The organism is Desulfuromonas sp. CSMB_57 (assembly GCF_020194955.2).
Classification (GTDB): Bacteria; Desulfobacterota; Desulfuromonadia; order Desulfuromonadales; family Syntrophotaleaceae; genus JAFCIY02.
In genome coordinates this window covers 148809-170005 of record NZ_JAFCIY020000038.1, presented here as the reverse complement: position 1 = coordinate 170005, position 21197 = coordinate 148809, and the positions used below count along the sequence as shown (strand labels likewise).

18 protein-coding genes are annotated in these 21197 nt (G+C 61.0%); 1 reads left to right on the top strand and 17 read right to left on the bottom strand.

All coding sequences use genetic code 11. From position 1 onward, the window contains the following. The 6 genes from JQN68_RS11735 to JQN68_RS11710 all read right to left on the bottom strand — a co-directional run. Positions 1–205 (bottom strand): four helix bundle protein (locus tag JQN68_RS11735; RefSeq protein WP_249621200.1); only part of this gene is annotated, 205 nt, incomplete at its 3' end. 526 nt (positions 206–731) lie between these two features. Beyond that, positions 732–1628, bottom strand: coding sequence for a virulence RhuM family protein/type II toxin-antitoxin system death-on-curing family toxin (locus JQN68_RS11730; RefSeq protein WP_225072343.1), 897 nt, complete (start codon positions 1626–1628; stop codon positions 732–734). Positions 1629–1682: 54 nt separating this feature from the next. Continuing rightward, on the bottom strand, positions 1683–1874 hold the full coding sequence (locus JQN68_RS11725) for a nucleotidyltransferase family protein (RefSeq protein WP_225072344.1): 192 nt from the start codon (positions 1872–1874) through the stop codon (positions 1683–1685). Between the two features lie 179 nt (positions 1875–2053). Then, positions 2054–5500 carry a pyruvate carboxylase gene (locus tag JQN68_RS11720; protein WP_225072345.1) on the bottom strand — a complete coding sequence of 1149 codons (3447 nt, stop codon included), beginning with the start codon at positions 5498–5500 and terminating at the stop codon, positions 2054–2056. Between the two features lie 298 nt (positions 5501–5798). Further along, entirely contained in the window at positions 5799–6548 is a 750-nt protein-coding gene (locus tag JQN68_RS11715; protein ID WP_225072420.1) for a slipin family protein, read from the bottom strand. A 54-nt stretch (positions 6549–6602) separates the two neighbouring features. Next, positions 6603–7925 (bottom strand): NfeD family protein, encoded by a 1323-nt coding sequence (locus JQN68_RS11710; protein WP_225072346.1) that lies wholly within the window; start codon positions 7923–7925, stop codon positions 6603–6605. 161 nt (positions 7926–8086) lie between these two features. Between JQN68_RS11710 and JQN68_RS11705 the strand changes: the two genes are divergently transcribed. Further along, positions 8087–9478: a sigma-54-dependent transcriptional regulator gene (locus tag JQN68_RS11705; protein WP_225072347.1), complete on the top strand. Its 1392-nt coding sequence runs from the start codon at positions 8087–8089 to the stop codon at positions 9476–9478. 41 nt (positions 9479–9519) lie between these two features. On the opposite strand, the gene JQN68_RS11700 is transcribed toward JQN68_RS11705, so the two are convergent. The 11 genes from JQN68_RS11700 to nadC all read right to left on the bottom strand — a co-directional run bounded on the left by JQN68_RS11700 (position 9520) and on the right by nadC (position 21134). Continuing rightward, positions 9520–10734 carry a M24 family metallopeptidase gene (locus JQN68_RS11700; protein WP_225072348.1) on the bottom strand — a complete coding sequence of 405 codons (1215 nt, stop codon included), beginning with the start codon at positions 10732–10734 and terminating at the stop codon, positions 9520–9522. A gap of 2 nt (positions 10735–10736) precedes the next feature. Next, positions 10737–12401 (bottom strand): AMP-binding protein, encoded by a 1665-nt coding sequence (locus JQN68_RS11695; RefSeq protein ID WP_225072349.1) that lies wholly within the window; start codon positions 12399–12401, stop codon positions 10737–10739. 198 nt (positions 12402–12599) lie between these two features. Then, positions 12600–13334: a TIGR02266 family protein gene (locus tag JQN68_RS11690; protein ID WP_225072350.1), complete on the bottom strand. Its 735-nt coding sequence runs from the start codon at positions 13332–13334 to the stop codon at positions 12600–12602. 108 nt (positions 13335–13442) lie between these two features. Then, entirely contained in the window at positions 13443–14144 is a 702-nt protein-coding gene (locus tag JQN68_RS11685) for an MgtC/SapB family protein (protein ID WP_225072351.1), read from the bottom strand. Positions 14145–14154: 10 nt separating this feature from the next. Beyond that, the gene (locus tag JQN68_RS11680) at positions 14155–14652 is read right to left on the bottom strand and encodes a MogA/MoaB family molybdenum cofactor biosynthesis protein (RefSeq protein WP_225072352.1); all 498 of its coding nucleotides are present in this window, start codon (positions 14650–14652) and stop codon (positions 14155–14157) included. Continuing rightward, positions 14649–15110: an MOSC domain-containing protein gene (locus tag JQN68_RS11675; protein WP_225072353.1), complete on the bottom strand. Its 462-nt coding sequence runs from the start codon at positions 15108–15110 to the stop codon at positions 14649–14651. The genes JQN68_RS11680 and JQN68_RS11675 overlap by 4 nt, the downstream gene beginning before the upstream one ends. A 77-nt stretch (positions 15111–15187) precedes the next feature. Then, complete coding sequence (locus JQN68_RS11670) at positions 15188–16012, bottom strand: hypothetical protein (protein WP_225072354.1); 825 nt, start codon at positions 16010–16012, stop codon at positions 15188–15190. Between the two features lie 163 nt (positions 16013–16175). Then, positions 16176–18254: an elongation factor G gene (gene fusA / locus JQN68_RS11665; RefSeq protein WP_225072355.1), complete on the bottom strand. Its 2079-nt coding sequence runs from the start codon at positions 18252–18254 to the stop codon at positions 16176–16178. A 218-nt stretch (positions 18255–18472) separates the two neighbouring features. Then, positions 18473–19240 carry a type III pantothenate kinase gene (locus tag JQN68_RS11660; RefSeq protein WP_225072356.1) on the bottom strand — a complete coding sequence of 256 codons (768 nt, stop codon included), beginning with the start codon at positions 19238–19240 and terminating at the stop codon, positions 18473–18475. Positions 19241–19309: 69 nt separating this feature from the next. After that, positions 19310–20293 (bottom strand): biotin--[acetyl-CoA-carboxylase] ligase, encoded by a 984-nt coding sequence (locus tag JQN68_RS11655; RefSeq protein WP_225072357.1) that lies wholly within the window; start codon positions 20291–20293, stop codon positions 19310–19312. A gap of 16 nt (positions 20294–20309) precedes the next feature. Further along, positions 20310–21134, bottom strand: coding sequence for a carboxylating nicotinate-nucleotide diphosphorylase (gene nadC, locus JQN68_RS11650; protein ID WP_225072358.1), 825 nt, complete (start codon positions 21132–21134; stop codon positions 20310–20312). Positions 21135–21197: the final 63 nt, after the last annotated feature.

The following is a 21197-nucleotide window of genomic DNA, read 5'->3' as shown; positions in this document are numbered from 1 at the left end:
GAGCAATCCTGAAAAACCGCTTACGATCCGCTGAAGGCGGCTTTCCATTGCCCTCGGCGATATTCAGCGGAATCGATTGAGAGGAGCGCAGGAGTTGATCCCGGGCATGACGGTCGATACCCTTGAGCCCCTTGCACAAACTATAGGCCCATGTAACAAACGTTATGCTGACCCGGTATGCATCGAGTTTTTCATGGTCGAACATTGTGTTTCCTGTCGAGTACGCGTACGAGTACGATTACCGCCCCTTCGGGGCTGAGTACGAGTACGCATCTAACAGCAGGAGCAGCAGAATTTGCCTGCTACCTTTTCCTGAATCATCAGCCCGAAAAACCAAAAAAACCGCCCGCGCCTTTCCGGCGCAGAGCGGTTTTTAAACACTTTTCGACCGATTTTCGATCAACACCCTACCCTCCCAAAAATCAGATCCTAAAAACAAAATTAATCCGGTTAAAAGTACCGCCGGCGCGGGCAGTGGGTCAAGGGTTCTAATGTGATAACGGCGGTCCCGGGTCAGAAATCTCCTGTCGGAAATCAGGCCCTGGTCCAGCCCAATTCTCTCCGCAGTGCGGAGAGAATTGGGAACGTCAGGAAAAAGTGACGGATGTTCCAGAGAGCCTGTTCGGAAAAACCTCTTCCAAACTTGAACTGAATGATTGCGGAACAGAAATGCGCCGTATTCTGCCGGCTCTTCCCCCTGCCGCCCCCCCGCCATCTGCCTCAAAAGGTCATCAATCGTTGCTTCGATTGATCAGGTTGACGATGACCTTGACGATAGTGTCCTTCTCCTCAGGTCGGCCTTCGGCAATCAGCAGGGTGAGCGCGACCAGCGCGTTGTCTGCCAGGCGTTTGCTGCCGTCGGGGCGGTAAAGAACACCGTTGCCGGCAAGAAAATAAATGAAGATGGCCGCGGCGATCCTTTTGTTGCCGTCGGTAAACGCATGGTTCTTGACGATGAAGTAGAGCAGATTGGCGCTCTTTTCCTCAACGGTTGGATATACATCCTTCCCGTCGAAATCACCCTTCATGGCGTGAACGATCGAGATGGCCTCTTCGTATTCGAGCATGAAACTTGCGGGCCCGCTAGTCTTTTCGATGGCCAGGGTGCCGTGGTCGTAACGGTCGAGGGTGGCCAAGGCGTAGGCGTAATCGGTGATGACCTGGAGGACATCTCGTCCGGTGGCGGTCACCAACTCGTGATTGGCCAGGGTGCGGGACAGCAGGTCGATGGTCTTCTGCATTTCCCTAAATTTGGCGCCCTCTTCCCGCAGACGCTGTTCGTTGAGGGTATAGCCCTTGACGAGATGTTCGCGCAGGATGCGTGTTGCCCACTGGCGAAACTGGGTACCGCGCTGCGATTTGACCCGGTAGCCGACAGAGATAATAACGTCGAGATTATAAAAAGCGACCGGTCTGTCGGAATTTGCAATGTGCATATTTTGCACATTGCTTTTTTTATTCAGCTCTCCCTCGCGAAATACATTGCCGAGATGTTTGGTGATGACCGAGCGCTCACGGCCGAAAAGTTCGGCCATCTGCGCCTGATTCAACCAGACCGTATCTTTTTCAAGCTGCACTTCGAGAGTCGTTTGTCCCTCCTCCACCTGATAAATGACAATCTCGCTCATCGCCCCCTCCCCATGCGTCTGCCGCCTCACTGACTTGAGATCGAAATTACGACTTCAAGCCCAAAAACTGCGAAACGTGTTGTCGCTTTGCAATCGGACGATGATATCAATGTCGCTTTCAGCGTTGGCATCGCCTCGAGCATAACTACCGACCAATCCCAGCCGTTTCACCCCGAAGCGCGCATGCATCTCGTCCTTATGATCCCTGAGAAACCCCAGGATTTGCTCTCTGTCGATTTTCACCATGCCCAACCTCCGGTCAGCAACCTGAGTTTGATGATATTCTGGCATGATTTCAGTAGGTTGTAAACTTTTGCTGGTTGTAGTGCACCAGACACGGCGCTACGCGCCGTCCTTAACGCACAAAACAAAACCGGATCCCTGGTTGGGGATCCGGTTTTGTTTTTACCCTTTGTGTAATACGCCTATTCCAGAACCACCAGCAGCTCTCCCTGCTCGGCGCGGGCGCCTTCCTTGACGAAGATTTCCGAGACCACGCCGTCGCGCGGGGCCTTGACGTTGGTTTCCATCTTCATGGCTTCCGTGGACAGCAGGATATCGCCGGTTTTGACCTTGTCGCCGATATTGACCATGATCCGGAACACCTTGCCGGCCATGGGCGCACCGACGTGATGCAGGTTGTCGGGATCGGCCTTACGGTGCTGCAGGGTCTCGGTACCGACGGACAGATCAGGCACGGAAACGGTGCGCGGTTCGCCGTTGAGTTCGAAGAAGATGTCGCGGCAGCCGTTTTCCATGATGCGGCCGATGGCGTTGAGCTGGACGATGAGGGATTTGCCCGGCTTGATGTCGATGCTGACCTCGTCGCCCAGATCCATGCCGTAGAAGAATACCGGCGTCGGCAGCACGGAGGTATCCTGGTATTCCTCGCGGTGCTTGTCGAATTCCTCGAACACCCCGGGATAGAGCACTGCCGTGACCACGTCCCGCTCGCTGACGGGATGGCCGAGCTTGCGCTCCAGTTCCTGCTGCTTGGCGGCAAAATCCACCGGCTCGAGGAATTCGCCCGGGCGGCAGGTGATGGGCTGTTCGCCCTTGAGGATGATCTTCTGCAGTTTTTCCGGGAAACCGCCCACCGGCTGGCCGATCATGCCCTTGAAGAAGTCCACCACGCCCTGGGGGAAGGTCAGTTCCTGGCCGCGCTCGTAGACGTCCTCGGGCTGCAGGTTGTTCTGCACCATGAACATGGCCATGTCGCCGACGATTTTCGAGGACGGCGTCACCTTGATGACATCCCCGAACATGTCGTTGACCTTGCGGTACATGGTCTTGCATTCCTCCCAGCGATCGCCCAGACCCAGGCCTTCGATCTGCGGCTTGTAGTTGGAATACTGGCCGCCGGGGATTTCATGCTCGTAGACGTCGGCGGTGCCGCTGCGCAGTTCCGATTCGAAGGGGGAATAGTAGGTGCGCACCGTCTCCCAGTAGTTGGCCAACTGCTGCAGGTTGCGCTCGTCCAGTTGCGGATCGCACTCCTGCCCCTTGAGGGCGGCCAGCAGGGCGTTGAGGTTGGGCTGGGCGGTCAGGCCGGATACGGAGGACAGGGCCGTATCGACGATGTCCACCCCGGCCTGGGCCGCCATCAGGTAGGTGGCGCCGCCGTTGCTGGAGGTGTCGTGGGTGTGCAGGTGGATGGGGATGCCGATTTCGTTCTTCAGCGCCCGCACCAGTTTTTCCGCCGCAAAGGGCTTGATGAGGCCGGCCATGTCCTTGATGGCCAGGATATGGGCGCCCATCTTTTCCAGTTCCTTGCCCAAATTGACATAGTAGGACAAGGGATATTTATCGCGCTTGGGATCGAGAATATCACCCGTGTAGCACATGGCCGCTTCGCAGATGGCGCCGGATTTGCGCACCGCTTCCATGGCGACCTGCATGCCCTTGGTCCAGTTGAGGGAATCGAACACGCGGAAGATGTCGATGCCGCCCTCCGCCGCCTTGGCGACGAACTCGCGCACCACGTTGTCCGGGTAGTTGCAGTAGCCGACGGCGTTGGATGCGCGCAGCAGCATCTGGAACAGGATGTTGGGGATCTTCCAGCGCAGGCGCTCAAGACGCTCCCAGGGATCCTCCTTGAGGAAGCGCATGGAGACGTCGAAGGTCGCCCCGCCCCACATCTCCAGGGAGAACAGGCCGCTGCCCAGATGGCTGGTGGCCGGCGCGATCTTCAGCAGATCATGGGTGCGGAAGCGGGTCGCCACCAGGGACTGGTGGGCGTCGCGCATGGTGGTATCGGTGATGAGCAGCTGCTTCTGCTGCAGAATCCACTCGACCAGGCCGTCGGCGCCCTTTTCCAGAAAGACATCGCGGCTGCCCCGCGGCCGCGGCAGGTCGTAGGGGATGCTGGGTACCTTCGGCGTCCGCAGATCCTTGTACTTGAGGGGCTCCTTGATGCCGGGGTAGCCGTTGACGGTAACGTGGCCGATGTAGGACAGCAGCTTGTGGGACTGATCCAGGACCACCCGGATCTGGAACAGTTCCGGATGCTCGTCGATGAAGGAGGTATCGCAGTTGCCGGACAGGAAGGTCGGGTGCCGGATGACGTTCTCCAAAAAGCCGATGTTGCTCTTCACCCCGCGCAGGCGGAACTCCTCGAGGCTGCGGTGCATGATCTGCGCCGCGTCCCGCAGGGTCAGGCCCCAGGTGCTCATCTTCACCAGCAGCGAATCGTAGTAGGGCGAAATGCGGGCGCCGGGATAGGCGCTGCCGGCATCCAGGCGCACGCCGTAGCCGCCGGAGCTGCGGTAGGCGGTGATGGTGCCGAAGTCCGGGGCGAAATTGTTTTCCGGATCCTCGGTGGTGACCCGGCACTGGATGGCAAAGCCGTACAGTTGGATGTCCTTCTGCCGCTTGATGCCGATTTCGGGATCGGACAGGCGATAGCCCTCGGCCACCCGAATCTGGCTCTGGACCAGGTTGCGGCCGGTGACCATTTCGGTGACCGTATGCTCCACCTGGATGCGGGTATTGACTTCGATGAAATAGAAATTGCTCTCGGCATCCATGAGAAATTCCACGGTGCCGGCATTCAGATAGTTGACGTGTTTGGCGATGCGCAGGGCGTGATCGCACAGTTCCTTGCGCTGGGCGGCGCTGAGATTGGGCGACGGCGCCACTTCGATGACCTTCTGGTGGCGGCGCTGGATGGAGCAGTCGCGGTCGTAGAAGTGCACCAGGTTACCGTAGCGGTCGCCGAGGATCTGTACTTCGACGTGCTTCGGCTTGATGATGTATTTTTCAAGGAATACCGAAGGGTTGCCGAAGGCGGCCCGGGCCTCCGAGGAAGCCGAACGCAACCCCTCCACCAGTTCCTGGCGATTGTTGGCGATGCGCATGCCGCGCCCGCCGCCGCCGGCGGCGGCCTTGATGATGATGGGATAGCCGCTCTTGGCGGCGAACAGCAGCGCCTCTTCCTCGCTGGTCACCGGGTCTTGAGTTCCCGGCACCACCGGGACCCCGGCGGCGATGGCTACCTTGCGGGCCGCGACCTTGTCCCCCAACTGCCGCTGGATATCGCCCGTCGGGCCGATGAAAACGATGCCGGCCCGTTCGCAGGCTTCGGCGAAATCGGGATTTTCCGAGAGGAAACCGTATCCGGGATGGATGGCATCGACCTCTTTTTTCTTCGCCAGATCGATGATTTCATCGATACCCAGGTAAGCCTCGATGGGACCCTTGCCCTTGCCGATGAGGTAGGCCTCGTCCGCCTTGTAGCGGTGCAGGGAGATGCGATCCTCCTCGGAATAGATGGCCACGGTCTTGATGCCCAGCTCGATGCAGGCCCGGAAGATCCGGATCGCGATCTCGCCGCGGTTGGCCACCATGATTTTATTGAATTTCCTTATTTCCATGCCATTGTCCTCCCTGATACCGATAATGTACGAAGTTTAGATCGTGAGTTTAACAGATACAGTCCTGGCCGGTCAATGCCGGCCTCCAGGCATTGGTCCGGCTGCGTGCTTTTTTCCGTGCCGAGGAGGCTGTCGGACTATCCATGCGCTGGCTGCAAATTCGGCTCTTTGGCCCATATTTCAGCTCCTTTTCGGCCCATAGCTACGGCTATGAACCTTCAAACGAGCTAAAATCTGTGCTCAAACATCCAAATTTTCGCTTCAACCCGGATAGTCCGACAGCCTCCCAGGAGCGGCCTTAATCCTGGCGTTTGGAATCCAGGAAGGGCTTCAGCAGATCGATGGGCATCGGAAAGATGATGGTCGAATTCTTTTCCGCGGCAATTTCCGTCAGGGTCTGCAAAAAGCGCAACTGCAGGGAACCGGTCTGGCTCGACATGATCTCCGCGGCGTTGGTCAGCTGCTGCGACGCCTGGAATTCCCCTTCCGCATGAATCACCTTGGAGCGCCGCTCCCGCTCGGCCTCGGCCTGGCGGGCCATGGCACGCTGCATTTCCGCCGGCAGATCGACATGCTTGATCTCCACGTTGGAGACCTTGACGCCCCAGGGGTCGGTCTGGCGATCGAGAATCTCCTGCAGGTGCTGGTTGATGCGATCCCGGTGGGCCAGCAGGTCGTCCAGTTCGGACTGACCGAGGACGCTGCGCAGGGAGGTCTGAGCCAACTGGCTGGTGGCATACAGGTAGTTCTCCACCTCGATGATGGCCTTTTCCGGTTTCACCACGCGGAAATAGATGACGGCGTTGACCTTGATGGACACGTTGTCGCGGGTGATGACATCCTGCGGCGGCACGTCCATGGCCACGGTACGCAGGCTGAGTTTCACCAGGCGATCCACCAGGGGAATGATGATGCGCAGGCCCGGTCCCTTGACACAACTGTAACGACCGAGACGAAACACCACGCCGCGCTCGTATTCGTACACGACCTTCACGGCGGTGACCAGCACCAGAACGGCCAACACCAGCAGAAACAACGGAAAAGCCATCATGTCCACACCTCCTGGCCGCCCTGCGGCGACCGTTAGGGGAAGAGTTTCCGATCAGGGCTCCGGATCAGGTGCGGCGGCACGCCGCACTTCCAGTCGCAGATTCTCGCCCATTTGCACCACTTCAATATTCTCACCGGCGGCGATGGGCTCGCGGGAGTAAGCCTGCCAGTATTCACCGTGCACGAATACCCGGCCGTCCGCGCCGATATCCGTCACCGCCTGCCCCCGTTCGCCGGTCATGCCTTCGGCGCCGGACTGGAAGGTGCCGCGCTGCGCCCGCACCACGGCGTACAGCACCAGCAGCAGCAGACCGCTGACCACCGCGACAGTGGCCGCAATCAGCAGCGGAGAAATGCGCCAGAAAGGTTCCAGACCGGCCGTCAGCATCATCGACCCCAGGGCCATGGAGATCACCCCGCCGATGGACAGCAGGCCGTAGGACTCCACGGAAATTTCCAGCACAAACAGCACCAAGGCCAGCAAAATCAGCAGCAACCCGGCGGTATTGACGGGCAGCGACTGAAACGCGAACAGGGCCAGCAGCAGGGCCATGGCCCCGATGGCGCCGGGGAAAATCGTCCCCGGTTGGGCAATCTCGAAGAAAATCCCGAGCATGCCCAGCATCAGCAGCAGGTAGGCGACATTCGGATGACTGATGGTTTTCAGCACCCGCTGCCGCCAGTTCATCGCCACCGGCCGTATCTCTATATCGGCGGTGGCCAGGATCCGACTGGCATCGCCGCGCCGGTAACTGCGCCCATCCAAGGCCCGCAGCAGGGCCGCCCGATCCTCGGCCACCAGATCCACGACCTGCAGCGCCACGGCCTCCTCGGCCGCCAGGGACAGACTGTCCCGCACCATGCGCTCCGCCTGCTCGGCGTTGCGGCCCCGGCGCTGGGCAATGCTGCGGGCATAGGCGGCGGCATCCTCGACAATCTTGCTGAGCAGTTCCTTCGGGGCCTGCTCTCCCTGGCTGCCGATGGGCAGGGGATGGGCCGCGCCAATATGGGTGCCGGGCGCCATGGCGGCAAAATCCGCCGCCAGGGTGATCAGAGCTCCAGCCGACGCCGCCCGGCCGCCCGAGGGATAAACATAAACGACCACCGGAATATCCGAGGTCAGAAACGCCTGGATGATGGTCCGCATGGCCCCATCCAGGCCGCCGGGGGTATCGAGCTCGACCAGAAACGCCCCATGTCCGGCCTGGTTGGCCTGAACCAGTTCGGCGGCCACGAAATCGGCCAACACCGGCGTGATGGGATCGGCGATGCGTACCGAACTCCAAACGCGGGAACCTTCGCCGGCGACCGCTGCCGAAAGCCATGACAACCACAGCAGCAGCGCAAAAACACCGGAACGACCAGGTTTTTTCATATTATCACCGATTCCAAAGCAGCTTGCGTCAAGAAAATGAATCGAAAATCAAAAAACCGCCATTTTTTTAACGCAACAGACTTGTATCAGCGGCTCCATCATGATACGTTTTCCCTCTGGCGTCAATAGGATGACAAAACATTTTTTTCGAGGTCACAACCATGAAGAATATTTCCCAGATTCTGGTCATCGAAGACGAGCCGGCCAATCGTGAAGCCATTGCCCTGCTGCTGGGCAACGCAGGCTACCAGGTCAAGACCGCGGAAAGCGGTGAAAATGCCCTGGAATTGCTCAAAAAGAACGCCTTTGAAGTGATCCTTACCGACCTCTGCCTGCCCGGCGTCAGCGGCATCGATATCCTGAAAAAGGTCAAGGAGGATTCCCCTTACACCAACGTCATCCTCATCACGGGCAAGGGCTCGGCCGAAAGCGCCGTGGAGGCCATGAAGGAAGGCGCCTTTGATTACATTACCAAACCTCTGCATTTTGAAAAGCTGCAGGTGTTGATTGCCAAGGCCTTGGAGAAAAGCCGACTGGTGGCGGAAAACCTCTATCTGCGGCAGCAATTGCGGGGCAAGTACCGGTTCGACAACATGATCGGCACCAGCCTGCCCATGCAGCAGGTGTTCTCACGCATGGAAAAAATCCTCAACACGGATTCCACCATCCTGATTCTGGGAGAATCGGGCACCGGCAAGGAATTGGTGGCCAAGGCCATCCATTTCAACGGTCACCGGCGCGAAAAGCCGTTTGTCGCCATCAATTGTGGCGCCATTCCCGCCGAACTGCTGGAAAGCGAACTGTTCGGCCACGTCCGCGGCTCCTTCACCGGCGCCGTGGCGGACAAGATCGGCAAGTTCGAACAGGCCAACCAGGGCACCATCTTTCTGGATGAAATCGCCACCATGCCCCTGCATCTGCAGACCAAACTGTTGCGGGTGCTGCAGGAGCAGGAACTGGAGCGGGTCGGCTCGACCAAGAAGATCAAGCTCAACGTGCGGGTCATTTCCGCCACCAATGCCAATCTGGAAGAGGAGATCGAGCAAGGCCGGTTCCGCAACGACCTCTATTACCGCCTCAACGTCATCCCCGTGCATCTGCCGGCCCTGCGCGAACGCCGGGAGGACATCGCCTTGCTGGCGCGCCACTTCCTGCAAAAAATCTGCGAGGAGATGAACCGGCCCATCATGTCCATCTCACCCACGGCCATGCGTTTTTTGGAAAGCTATCACTGGCCCGGCAACGTGCGCGAACTGGAGAACGTCATCGAACGGACCGTGACCCTGACCGATGGCATTGTCATCGAAAAGAAGGATCTGCCGGCCAACATTACCGGTTCGGCGGCCGAAGAGGAGGAGGAACCGGCCCTCACCTGCCCGGCCCTGACGGATGCCGGCGTCGACCTGCCGCAGGTGGTCGCCGACCTGGAACGCCAACTGATCCGCTCGGCCCTGGAGCTTTCCGCGGGCGTCAAGGCCCGGGCGGCGGATTTGCTCAGCATCAAGCGCACCACTCTGGTGGAAAAGATCAAACGCCTGGGTATCGAGGAGTAGAGGCGGGTCTGGAGGGCGGGGACGGGGCTCAGAAACTGCCCCTACAGAATGGCCAGGGCCGGATCGGAACAGGTCAGAGGTTGGAGCCCTTGGGCCGTGACCAGGTAGGTATTTTCGATGCCGACGGCGCCCAGACCGGCAAAAACCGCCTTGGGCTCGAAGGCGAAGGTCATGTTCTCTTCCAGCACCTGATCCCCGAAACCGCGGGCAATAAAGGGATACTCGTCGATCTCCAGGCCGATGCCATGCCCGATGAAGGCAACCTGCCAGCCGGGCAGGCCCATGAAATGGTCGGCATAGCCGGCCTGCCCCGCCAGGTCGCAACAGGATTCGTACAGCGCCCCCCAACTGATGCCCGGACGCGCCCGTTCCCGCAGGTGCGTCTCGATGGCGAGCATCTGGTCGTAGGCACGGCGCAGCCGGTCATCCAGTCCGCCAAAGGCCAGCACCCGGGTTTGATCCGCCAGATAGCCGCCCCACATACCCAGACAATCGACCACCACCGGCTCCCCTCGACGGATGGAGGCCCCGCCGCTGCCGAAGCCCACGGACGGATGCAGACCGGGACCACCCAGAGGCGTATTGCGGTAGGCGGGCACCGCCGCCTCGGCACCCGCCAGCACCAGGCCCATACCGCTTTCGCTGTTGAAAGCGCGCATGCGGGAGCGCCCCGGGTGACCGGCGCGGCGCGCTTCGGCATCCAGTTCGATGGTCAGTTCGAGACTGCTCATGCCTTCCCGAGCCACCTGCAGGGCATGGCGCCAGACCCGCTCCGTCTGTTTCCCGGCCACCCGCATCAGCTCGATTTCGTAAGGGGATTTCACGGCGCGAAGGGCGCGAATGAGGGGCGTGGCATCGACGCTGCACACCCCGGGCAGGGCTTGCATCAGGCTCTGATACAGGCGGACCGGCAGCACGTCCAGTTCCAGACCCAGGGTTGCAGGCTGGGGCAGACCGGCTTCGGCCAGCCGGACGGGCAGATCCCGCGGCGCACGGAAAGGCAGCACCGCCGTCAGGGCACTCTCGCAGCGGGCCCGTTCCAACTCCCGGCGCACCAAATAGAGCGGTTCACCAACGGCGGGGAGGTACAACAAACCGCTCTGCAGGGTACCGGAAAAATAATACAAATCGGCATTCTGCAGCACGATTACCGCATCCAGACCGGCCCGCTGCATCTGCTGCTGCAGTCGCCGGCAGCGCTCGCGCACTTCCCCCGCCGGTACCGGCGGGGGACTACCGGTCAGATCGGCGGTCACCTTCAGGCGGTTTCCACCGAAGCGGCATCCTGCAGGTTCAATTCCTTGATGGCCATCTCGCGCAGTTTGAAGACCTGGATTTTTCCGCTGGCCGTCATGGGGAATTCATCCACGAACTTGACGTAGTAGGGAATCTTGTAGTTGGCAATCTGGCCGCGGCAAAACTCGCGGATCTCGTCCTCCGAGGCATTCACCCCCTCCTTGAGCTTGACCGCCGCCATGACCTGTTCGCCGTATTTGCGATCCGGCACGCCATAGACCTGGACATCGGCAATCTTGGGATGGGTATAGAGAAACTCCTCGATTTCCCGGGGATAAATGTTCTCGCCGCCGCGAATGATCATGTTCTTGATGCGGCCGGTGATTTTGCAGTAGCCGTTTTCATCCATGACCGCCAAATCCCCGGTGTGCAGCCAGCCGTCGGCGTCGATGACCCGGGCGGTTTCCTCGGGCATTTTGTAATAGCCCTTCATGACATGGTAGCCGCGGGTGCAGAGTTCCCCCTGGCGGCCGGCCGGCAGGGTGGCGCCGGTATCGATGTCGACGATCTTCACTTCGACATCCGGCAGGGCCCGTCCGACGGTGGCCACCCGCAATTCCACCGGATCCTCGGTGCGGGTCTGGGTGATGACCGGCGAGGATTCCGTCTGGCCGTAGGCGATGGTGATCTCGCTCATGTACATTTCCCGGATGACGCGCTTCATGACCTCGATGGGACAGGGCGAGCCGGCCATGATGCCGGTGCGCAGGGAACTCAGATCATACCGGGCAAAGTTGGGGTGATCCAGTTCGGCGATGAACATGGTCGGAACGCCGTGCAGCGCCGTACAGCGCTCGGCTTCCACGGTGCGCAGCACCGTTTCGGGGTGGAAGGTTTCCACCGGCACCATGGCGCTGCCGTGGGTGACGCAGGCCATGACCGCCAGCACGCAGCCGAAGCAGTGGAAGAACGGCACCGGGATGCAGAGCCGGTCCTGCTCGGTGAATTTCATGCATTCACCGATATTGAAGCCGTTGTTGATGATATTGAAATGGGTCAGCATGACCCCTTTGGGGAAGCCGGTAGTGCCCGAAGTGTACTGCATGTTGATGACTTCATGGGCATCCAGTCCGGCCTTGATCTCATCCAGACGGGCCGTCGGCACCTGCTCCCCAAGGATCTCCAGTTCCGACCAGGCATGCATGCCCGCCGGCGCCTCATCCCCCAAAAACACCACCTGCCGCAGGCAGGGCAGTTTGTCGCTCTGCAAGCCGTCCTTGCCGGAGGTCGCCAATTCCGGCACCACGGCGCCAAGAGTGGCCACGTAATCCGTGTCCTTGAAACCCTGCACCAGGAACAGAGCCATGGCATCGGATTGCTTGAGGATGTATTCGAGTTCGGCGGCCTTGTAGTTGGTGTTGATGGTGACCAGAATGGCCCCGATTTTGGCGGTAGCGAACTGCAACACCACCCACTGGGGAACGTTGGTGGCCCAGATGGCGACATGATCGCCTTTGCCGATGCCCAGGGCCAGCAATCCTCGGGCAATGCCATCGCACAGCTCGTTGAACTGCCGGTAATTGTAGCGCAGGCCGCGCTCCGGATAGACCAGGGCATCGTGCCCGGGAAAGCGGCGGGCAATGTCTTCAAGGAGTTCGCCCATGGTACAATTCAGGGTTTTAGCCATATTTTCCATCCTTCTCGGTTAGCGGACTCCCAGAACGAAGTTTGAGGCCATCAAATTTCTGTAAAAACAGTGTTATTTTATGGGGTTCAATACCACAAAGGCGGATTCAGGTCAAACCCTGGTTGCCTGAGCAGAACAATTCCCCGCAACCCCTGCCGGCGCGGCGGCAACAATACGGAGCGGGCGTCAACCAACCGCCTACCATTCCGGGGTCACCAGGGCGCGGGTCACAAAGGAGCGGATGAGGGACATGTCCTTGAGGGATAGATCCTGAAACTGGACCCCCATGCCGGCCGGCAAACGCCGGTTTTTCTTGTCCGTCGGCTGGTTCACCCAGGCCACCTGGGCGCTGCAGCGGATGGGTTCCGTGTGGCCGGGCAGGGAAAATTCCAGGGACAGGGGCGTGCCGGGCGGCAACGGCTGCTGTGATTCGAGAAAAAACCCGCCGGTACTGACATTCACCGTGTAATCGGTCAGGTAATGCTCGCCGTCGGCAAGCCGAAAACGAACCTGGAGCCGCATTTCAACCCGCGGGGCCGCGCGCCGCGGCACCTGCAGGTGCTTTTCGACGGCCTGCAGAAACAGGTGCTGGCGGGGCGGTTTCAGCAACACGCCGTCGCAGCCGGCATGCCGGCAACGCAGCAGGTCCTCCGGGCTGTTGGACTGGATCAGCAACAGCACCGGCACATTGCAGAGCACGGCATGGGATTTGATGCGCAGGCAGACCTCGTCGCCGGCCATCTCCGGCATGTTCAGGTCGAGAAACACGATATCCGGCTCCTCGGACAGAACAATTTCGTAGGCGCGCCGGCCATTGTCGGCCAGGAGCACCCTGAAATCCTGCCGCCGGAAAAAGGATTTTTCCATCTCCAGCAGAGACTCGGAATCATCGGCCAGCAAAACCTTGATCTGATCGGCCGCAGCCAGTTCCATAACCAACCTCCACACGTATTGGATGCCATCCGGTAATCATTCAGTAACGGGTCTCGGCGCGCTGCCTGGCCCACCTGGCCGACCGGCGTTCTGACGGTCCGGTCCGCGTCAATGCAATCGGACTTTGCGCATGCCCGGCAGGCGGCTTGCCGCCTCGACCAGGGCCACACTGTCACACTGGCCGAAACAGGCGACCACCAAATCGAAGCGCAGGTGGCCGTTGACCAGATCCTTGTCCACGGCCATCTCGGTCACCCGCAGGCCGTTGCGCTGCAAAAACTCATCCACCCGCTGGCGCTGACCCGGCAGATCCTCGCAGAGCAGGGTCAGGTTGTCGTAATGCTCCCGCGCCAGACGCCGTTCCATCTTTTTGAGAAACAGCAGGCTGCCCAGCGCCAGGGCGGTAACGGCCAAACTCGGAATGTACAGCCCCACACCAACCGCCATGCCGATACCGGCGGCGACCCAGAGACAGGCCGCCGTGGTCATGCCCCGGACCAGGGCGCCGTCCTTGATGATGGCGCCGGCGCCCAGAAAACCGATGCCGGTGACAATCTGCGCCGCCACCCGCGCCGGGTCCAGACGCACCGCACTGAGGCTGTCGAGGGCATGGTATTTGACGAAAAAATGTTCCGACACCACCATCATCAGGCAGGCGCCGACGCTCACCAGCAAATGGGTGCGAAATCCGGCCGGCCGCCCATGCACCTCGCGCTCGACCCCGATGGCCGCGCCCAGCAAAGCCGCCAGCAGCAGGCGACCGATAACGACCAGATCGTACGGCCAGGGTTCCGGGAACCACCCCTGCATGCTCGATTCCTCAGCCGGCGCAGTCGGCCGGATCGCCCTGCAACTTGCGCAGGCCGTGTTCCAGCGCGGGCAGCACCACCGCCAGGTTTTCCCGCACCCCTTTCGGACTGCCGGGAAGGTTGATGATCATGGCCCGGCCCCGAACCCCGGCTTTGGCCCGGGACAGCATGGCGTGGGGGGTATGCTGGAGGCTGGCCATGCGCATGGCCTCGGCCATGCCCGGAATTTCCCAGTCCAGCACCCTCGCCGTCGCCTCTGGGGTGACATCGCGGGGGCTGAGTCCGGTGCCGCCGGTGGTCAGCACCAGGTCCAGCCGCTCCGTGTCGATCCATTCTACCAGAATTTTAACGATTGTTTCCACATCGTCCGGCACAACCTGGTAATGGGTGACCTCGCCGAGACCGGCGACCATCTCTCGCAGCACCTGTCCGCTCACATCTTCCCGCTCGCCGCGGGCGCCCTTGTCCGAAAGGGTCAGTACACCGATGGAGAAACCCCGCTGACTCATAGGCGCGGCCCCTGGGGCGCGAGAATAACTTGGATGTCATCGCCGCTGTGTACCGGACCGCCTTCGAGGACGATGGCGAACACCCCCTCACGAGGCATGACGCAATCACCGGCCTGGTAATAAATGGCACAGCGTTCATGGCAGACCTTCCCGATCTGGGAAATTTCCAGCAACGGTCCGCCGGCAAACTGCAACCGGGTACCGACGGGCAGATGGTACAGATCCACTCCGGATGTGGTCAGGTTTTCCGCGAAATCGCCGGGACCGACATCGAGGCCCTTGGCGCGCATCTTGTCGATACTCTCAATGGCCAGCAGACTCACCTGGCGATGCCAATCGCCGCCATGACCGTCCCCTTCCAGGCCGAAGCCCGTTACCAGCACACCCTGCCCCACATCCTTTTTGCGGCCGCCCTTCTCGGGACTGACACAGACCGCCACCACTTTTCCCTGCTGCATACTTCGCTCCTGTTAAGGCCGTCGGTTCCTGGCGAACCTCCGGTCGTATGATGGTTGTTGCGGATTTTTCGTACCCTTTATCCCTGCCGCTGTTTGCCGAGCAGCATGCGCCGGGCCTGGTTGACCAGCACCGGCGACACCTCGCGGCTTTTGGCCAGGCTCTTGAGGTCTTTTTCGCTCAAAATGCTCATGAATCGCAGGGCCTGGCCAACCGGAGTACGCGGATGGCAGACCAGGGCCTGCTTGATGGCATAACTCTTCATCCATTCCCGATTCAGCATGATCAACCGAATCAGTTCGTCCCCGGTACTGCGGTTGCGGGCCAAAGCCAGCACCTCGCCTTCGGTGATGCGGGGGTTCTTCAGCACCGCCGAGGAGACCAGTTTGTTGGTGTCGTTCACCAGCAGCGCCCGCCATTCCTTGTCGCCGGTCAGGGCAGCCTTGATTTTCTCGGCCACCCCCATGTGCAGGGATTGCTGGTATTTGCTTTCGTGTTCGTCCGTCGCGTCGTCCGGTTCGGCGCCGTCGGAGGCCTCGCCGCGCTCCAGCAACTGCTGCCGCCCGCTATCGGAAAGGGCCGGATTGGACAGCAGGACAGCCCGCAACGCGGGTTCGGCACCCCGCCGGGAAGCGATAAAATCGAGGATTGCGGGGTGCAGGGAAGCATCGCCCGCCAGCCGGCCGAGTTCCGCCACCGGCCAGTTCCGCAGAGTTTCAAGGGCCGCCTGGCGCAAATCCCCGTCGCGGCCGTGAGCCACATAAAACAGGATCGTCAACTGCTCCCGGCCCGCCACATCACCGCGCCCGCTGACGGCCTCCCGCAGGGCAGCGGACGAAGTCTGGCCGGAGAGCAGCTCTGCAACCCGGGGCGACACCTTTATGCGCACGGTTTTTTCCGACATGGACCTTTCTACAACAAACGGGGGAGTCATGGCCAGCAAAACCATGAGTCCGCCTGGAAATGCGGGAAAGCCGCCGGCCTGTTGCCAAGCCGGCGGCTTTCCCGGACCACTTCATTCCTCCCCGATAACGGTATCCGCGTGAGGTCAGGACCGTGCCGGAGGGTCAGGATTCCTTCTTGACCTCGGCCAGCACCTTTTCGGTCATGTGCGACGGCACTTCCTCATAATGGGAAAACTCCATGTTGAACATGCCGCGATCCGAGGTCATGGAACGCAGTTCGGGGGAATACTTGAGCACTTCGGCCAGGGGTACCAGCACATTGACCACCTGGCTGCCGGCCTTGGGGTCCATGCCCAGGACCTTGCCGCGCCGTGAGTTCATATCGCCGATAATATCACCGACGCATTCGTCCGGCACGGTGATTTCCATCTTCATGATGGGCTCCAACAGCACCGGACTGGCGGCTTCCATGCATTTCTTGAAGCCCATGGAGCCGGCAATCTTGAAGGCCATTTCCGAACTGTCGACGGAGTGATAGGAACCGTCGAACAGGGTCACCTGGAAATCGACGGTCGGGAAACCCGCCAGAATTCCCGTGCGGGCCGCCTCGGCGATGCCCTTTTCCACCGCCGGAATATACTGGCGCGGCACCACCCCGCCGACGATCTGATCGACAAAGCGGAAGCCCTCGCCACGCCCCAGGGGCTCCATTTCCAACCAAACATCGGCGAACTGGCCGCGGCCGCCGGACTGCTTCTTGTAGCGGCTCTGCAACTTGATCTTGCCGCGGATGGTTTCCCGGTAGGGTACCTTGGGCTCTTTGAGCTGCACCTCGGCATTGAATTTGCGCTTGAGCTTTTCGGTGGTGACTTCGATATGGATCTGCCCCATGCCCGACAGGATCAGCTCATGGGTTTCCTCGTCGCGATGCACCTGCAGGCTGGGGTCCTCCTCCACCAGGCGCTGCAGACCGCCGTGGATCTTGTCCTCATCGTTCTTGCTGCGGGCTTCGAGGGCAAAGGAGATGACCGGTTTCATGGGCGCGGGGAATTCGTAGCGAATCGGCTGGCCGGGATCGCACAGGGTATCACCGGTGACGGTCTCCTTGAGCTTGGCCACCGCGACGATGGCGCCGGGACCGGCTTCGGCCACCGGTTGCTGCTTTTTGCCCTGCAACTGGAACAATTGCCCGTAACGCTCGCTGAGATCCCGGTTGGGATTGAAGAAACTGCCGTCGGACTTGAGGGTTCCGGAGAAAATGCGCATCAGGGTCAGCTTGCCGGTATAGGGATCGCTGATGGTTTTGAAAACCAGGGCCGAAAAGGGCGCATCATCGGCCGGATGGCGCTCCGCCACATCCCCCGACTTCGGCGACGTTCCCAGAGTCGCCCCCCGCTCGACGGGCGACGGCAGACACAGGCCGATGGCATCGAGCAGTTGGATCACCCCGCGATTGCTCACGGCGCTGCCGCACAGCACCGGCAACAGGGTGCCGGAACTGGCGCCGGCCCGCAACCCCAGACGAATATCGTCATCCTCCAGGGTTTCCTCTTCCAGATATTTTTCCATCAGGCCGTCATCCGTTTCGGCGACGGCCTCGATGAGGATGATGCGCTGGGTCTCCGCTTCGTCCTGGTACTCGTCCGGAATGGCGATTTCCTTCAAGGGCCCCTGGGGGCCGTCGGGGAACAGGAAAGCCTTCATGTTGACCAGGTCAATGAGCCCACGGAAGCTGTCTTCAGCGCCGATGGGCAGCACCATGGGCACGGTCCGGCAGCCCAGATCTTCGCCCATGCTGCTCACCGCCTTGGCGAAATCGGCCCGTTCCCGGTCCATCTTGTTGACGAAGGCCACGGCCGGAATGCCGTACTCCCGGGCCCATTCCCAGACTTTGACAGTCTGGGCCTTGACCCCCGAAATGGCCGAAGCCACCACCACCAGGCCGTCCATGACCCGCACGCTGTTGCGGGTGTCATGCAGGAAGTTGGCGTAGCCGGGAGTGTCGATGATGTTCAGATGATAACCCTGCCAGTCGCAATGCCCGATGCCGGAGCTGATGGAAACATGGCGCTTGGTTTCTTCCGGTTCAAAGTCCATGGTGGAACTGCCCTCATCGACCCGCCCCAGCCGTTCGACGGCCCCGCTGTTGAACAGCATGGCCTCGACCAGGGAGGTCTTACCCGCACCGCCGTGGCCAACAACTCCCAGATTCCTCACTTTTGCCGTGTCGTACTTTCCCATAGTCTCTCCCTTCATGTTCCCCGTGGGGAAGTTGCCTAAGAGGATCGCATTTCAGGAAACAACGAACGTTCCGCGGAGTTCCTTGGGCTCCGCGTTTTGCCAAGGCTGCATCGGTGCCTGCGCACCGTTTCTATTGAATGAGGAAGGTACCTTGAACCGTTTCACACCGCCTTTGCCATGCAGAGCCCGGCCGGGCCCGGCCGAAAAAATGAAAAAAATCACCCTTTGTTGCGCAGGTACAAAATCCGCAAACCCTCCAGGGTCAGGTCCGGAACGACCTCTTCGATGGTCTGGGAGTCGCCGGCAATCAGCCCGGCCAGGCCGCCGGTGGCCACCACCTTGGGGCTGTCTCGCAACTCCTGCTTCATGCGACCGACGATGCCGTCCACCAGGCCCACATAGCCGTAATATAAACCGGATTGCATGCTTTGCACGGTATTCTTGGCCACCACCTGGGCGGGACGGGCAAGTTCCACCCGCGGCAGCTTGCTGGCCCGTTCGAACAGGGCCTCGGCGCTGATCTTGAGTCCGGGAGCGATGGCGCCGCCCTGGTACTGCCCTTTGGAGCTGACACAGTCGAAGGTGGTCGCGGTGCCGAAATCCACCACGATCAGGCTGCATTGCCAGCGCTCGTAGGCGGCCACGGCGTTGACGATGCGATCCGCGCCGACCTCGCGCGGATTGTCGTACAGGATGGGCATGCCGGTGCGGATGCCCGGTCCCACCACGTAGGGCGGCCGCCCGATATACTTGTGACAGAGGGTTTCCAGAGCGTACTGGGTGGGCGGGACGACGCTGGATATGATCACATCCTTGATGGCCCGAAAGGGAACCTCGGCCAAGCGCAGCAATTCATGCAGCAGCAGGGCGTATTCATCGCCGGTACGGGCCTTGTCCGTGGCGATGCGCCAGTTATGGGCCAGGGACTCGTCCTCATAGAGCCCGAGAACCGTGTTGGTGTTGCCGACATCGATGACCAGTAGCATGATACTCCTGCATCTTTGGAAAAGCAGCTGCAAACACAACTGTTCAGTAACGGGTCTCGGGGCGGGCCCTCAGAGGGGCCGCACATCCCCCGCCAGCACCCGTTCCGTCCGGCCGTCGGCCAACTCCAGCAACAGGGCGCCGTCCTCACCCAGGCCGGCCACCTTCCCGCGCAGCCGATATTCCTGACAGTCCACCTCCACCTGGCGTCCGACAAGATCGAAATACGCCTGCCAGGCGGCCATGATCGGAGCGAAGCCGGAACGCCGGTAGAGACCGTAGAGTTCATCGAGAGTCCGCAACAGGGTCCGGGTGAAGCGTTGCCGGGAAACGGGTTCGCCGCGTTCCAGCAGCAGGGAGGTCGCGGGATAGCGCAGATCGTCGGGAAACTGTTCGGCGGCCATGTTCAGGTTCACGCCGATCCCCAGCACCAGGTACCGGATGCGATCCGTCTCGGCATCCAGTTCATTGAGCAATCCTGCCAGCTTGCGACCGTTGACCAGGATGTCGTTGGGCCACTTGACCTGCGGTGTCACCTCACCGACGGCGGCCACCGTACGGGCCACGGCCACGGCGGAGAGAAAGGTCAAGTGGCAGGCATGGCGCGGTGCGATGGCCGGACGCAGCAACACCGAAAGATAGAGATTGACGCCGGGCGGCGACAGCCAGGAACGCCCCATGCGGCCGCGACCGGCATTCTGAGCGTCGGCGATGACCACGACGCCCTCCGCCACCCCGCTCTTGCCCAGTTCATGGACCCGCAGATTGGTCGAGTCCGTTTCACTGTAGAAAACGACCTCGCGGCCGATGCAGGCCGTGCCCAGTTCATTCTGCACCTCGGCGGCCAGCAATACGTCCGGGGCCTGCAGCAGGCGATAGCCCTTGGCCGGGGCGGCTTCGATTTGGTAGCCCAATTGCCGCAGTTGCCCGATCTGTTTCCAGACCGCGGTCCGGGACACACCCAACGCCGCGCTGATTCGGGCCCCGGAAACGAACTCCCGGTCCGCCTCCCGAAACAGCTTTAGAATGGTGGCTTGCGAGTGCGAATGGGTCATCCCGGCTCCCGGTGGCTCACTGAAACAGCATGGAGATATCGACGGCCGGACTCGAGTGGGTCAGGGCCCCGACGGAAATGAAATCGACCCCGGTTTCAGCGATTTCCCGCACCGTATCCAGGGTCACTCCACCCGACGCCTCGGTCAGGGCGCGGCCGTCGATGAGCAGCACGGCCTGGCGCAGTTCGGCGGGGGCCATGTTGTCCAGCATGATGATATCGGCACCGGCGGCCACGGCCTCCTCGACTTCCTGCAGATTACGGGTTTCCACCTCCACCCGCAGGGTATGGGGCGCGCGTTGACGGGCACGGGCCACCGCGGGGGCGATGCCGCCGGCAGCGACCACATGATTCTCCTTGATAAGGACCCCGTCATAGAGGGAGGTGCGGTGGTTGCGGCCGCCACCGACGCGCACCGCGTATTTTTCCAGCACGCGCAACCCCGGAGTGGTCTTACGGGTATCGACCACGGCCGTGCCGGTGCCTTCCAGGGCGGCCACGAACCGGGCGGTATGGGTGGCAATGCCGCTCAAGCGCTGCAACAGGTTGAGAGCGACCCGCTCGCCCTGCAGGAGCATGGCGGCATGGCCCTTGAGCCAGGCCAGCACCTCGCCGCGTTCGATGCGGCTGCCGTCCTCACGCAGCTTTTCAAAGGCCACCGTATCGTCCAGCAGCGTGAAAACGCGGCGCGCCACATCCATGCCGGCCAGTACGAAGGATTCCTTGGCCACCAGTTGCGCCCGGCCGGCGGTCCCGGGCGCCACCGTAGCCAGAGTGGTGATATCCCCGAGTCCGATATCCTCGTGCAGCGCGTTGCGGAGGATGGTATCGATTTCAAACATGCGCCCTCCCGGCCCAACTTGATTTGTTCCTACGGCTCTGCCATTGCGTTCCAACCTGGAAAC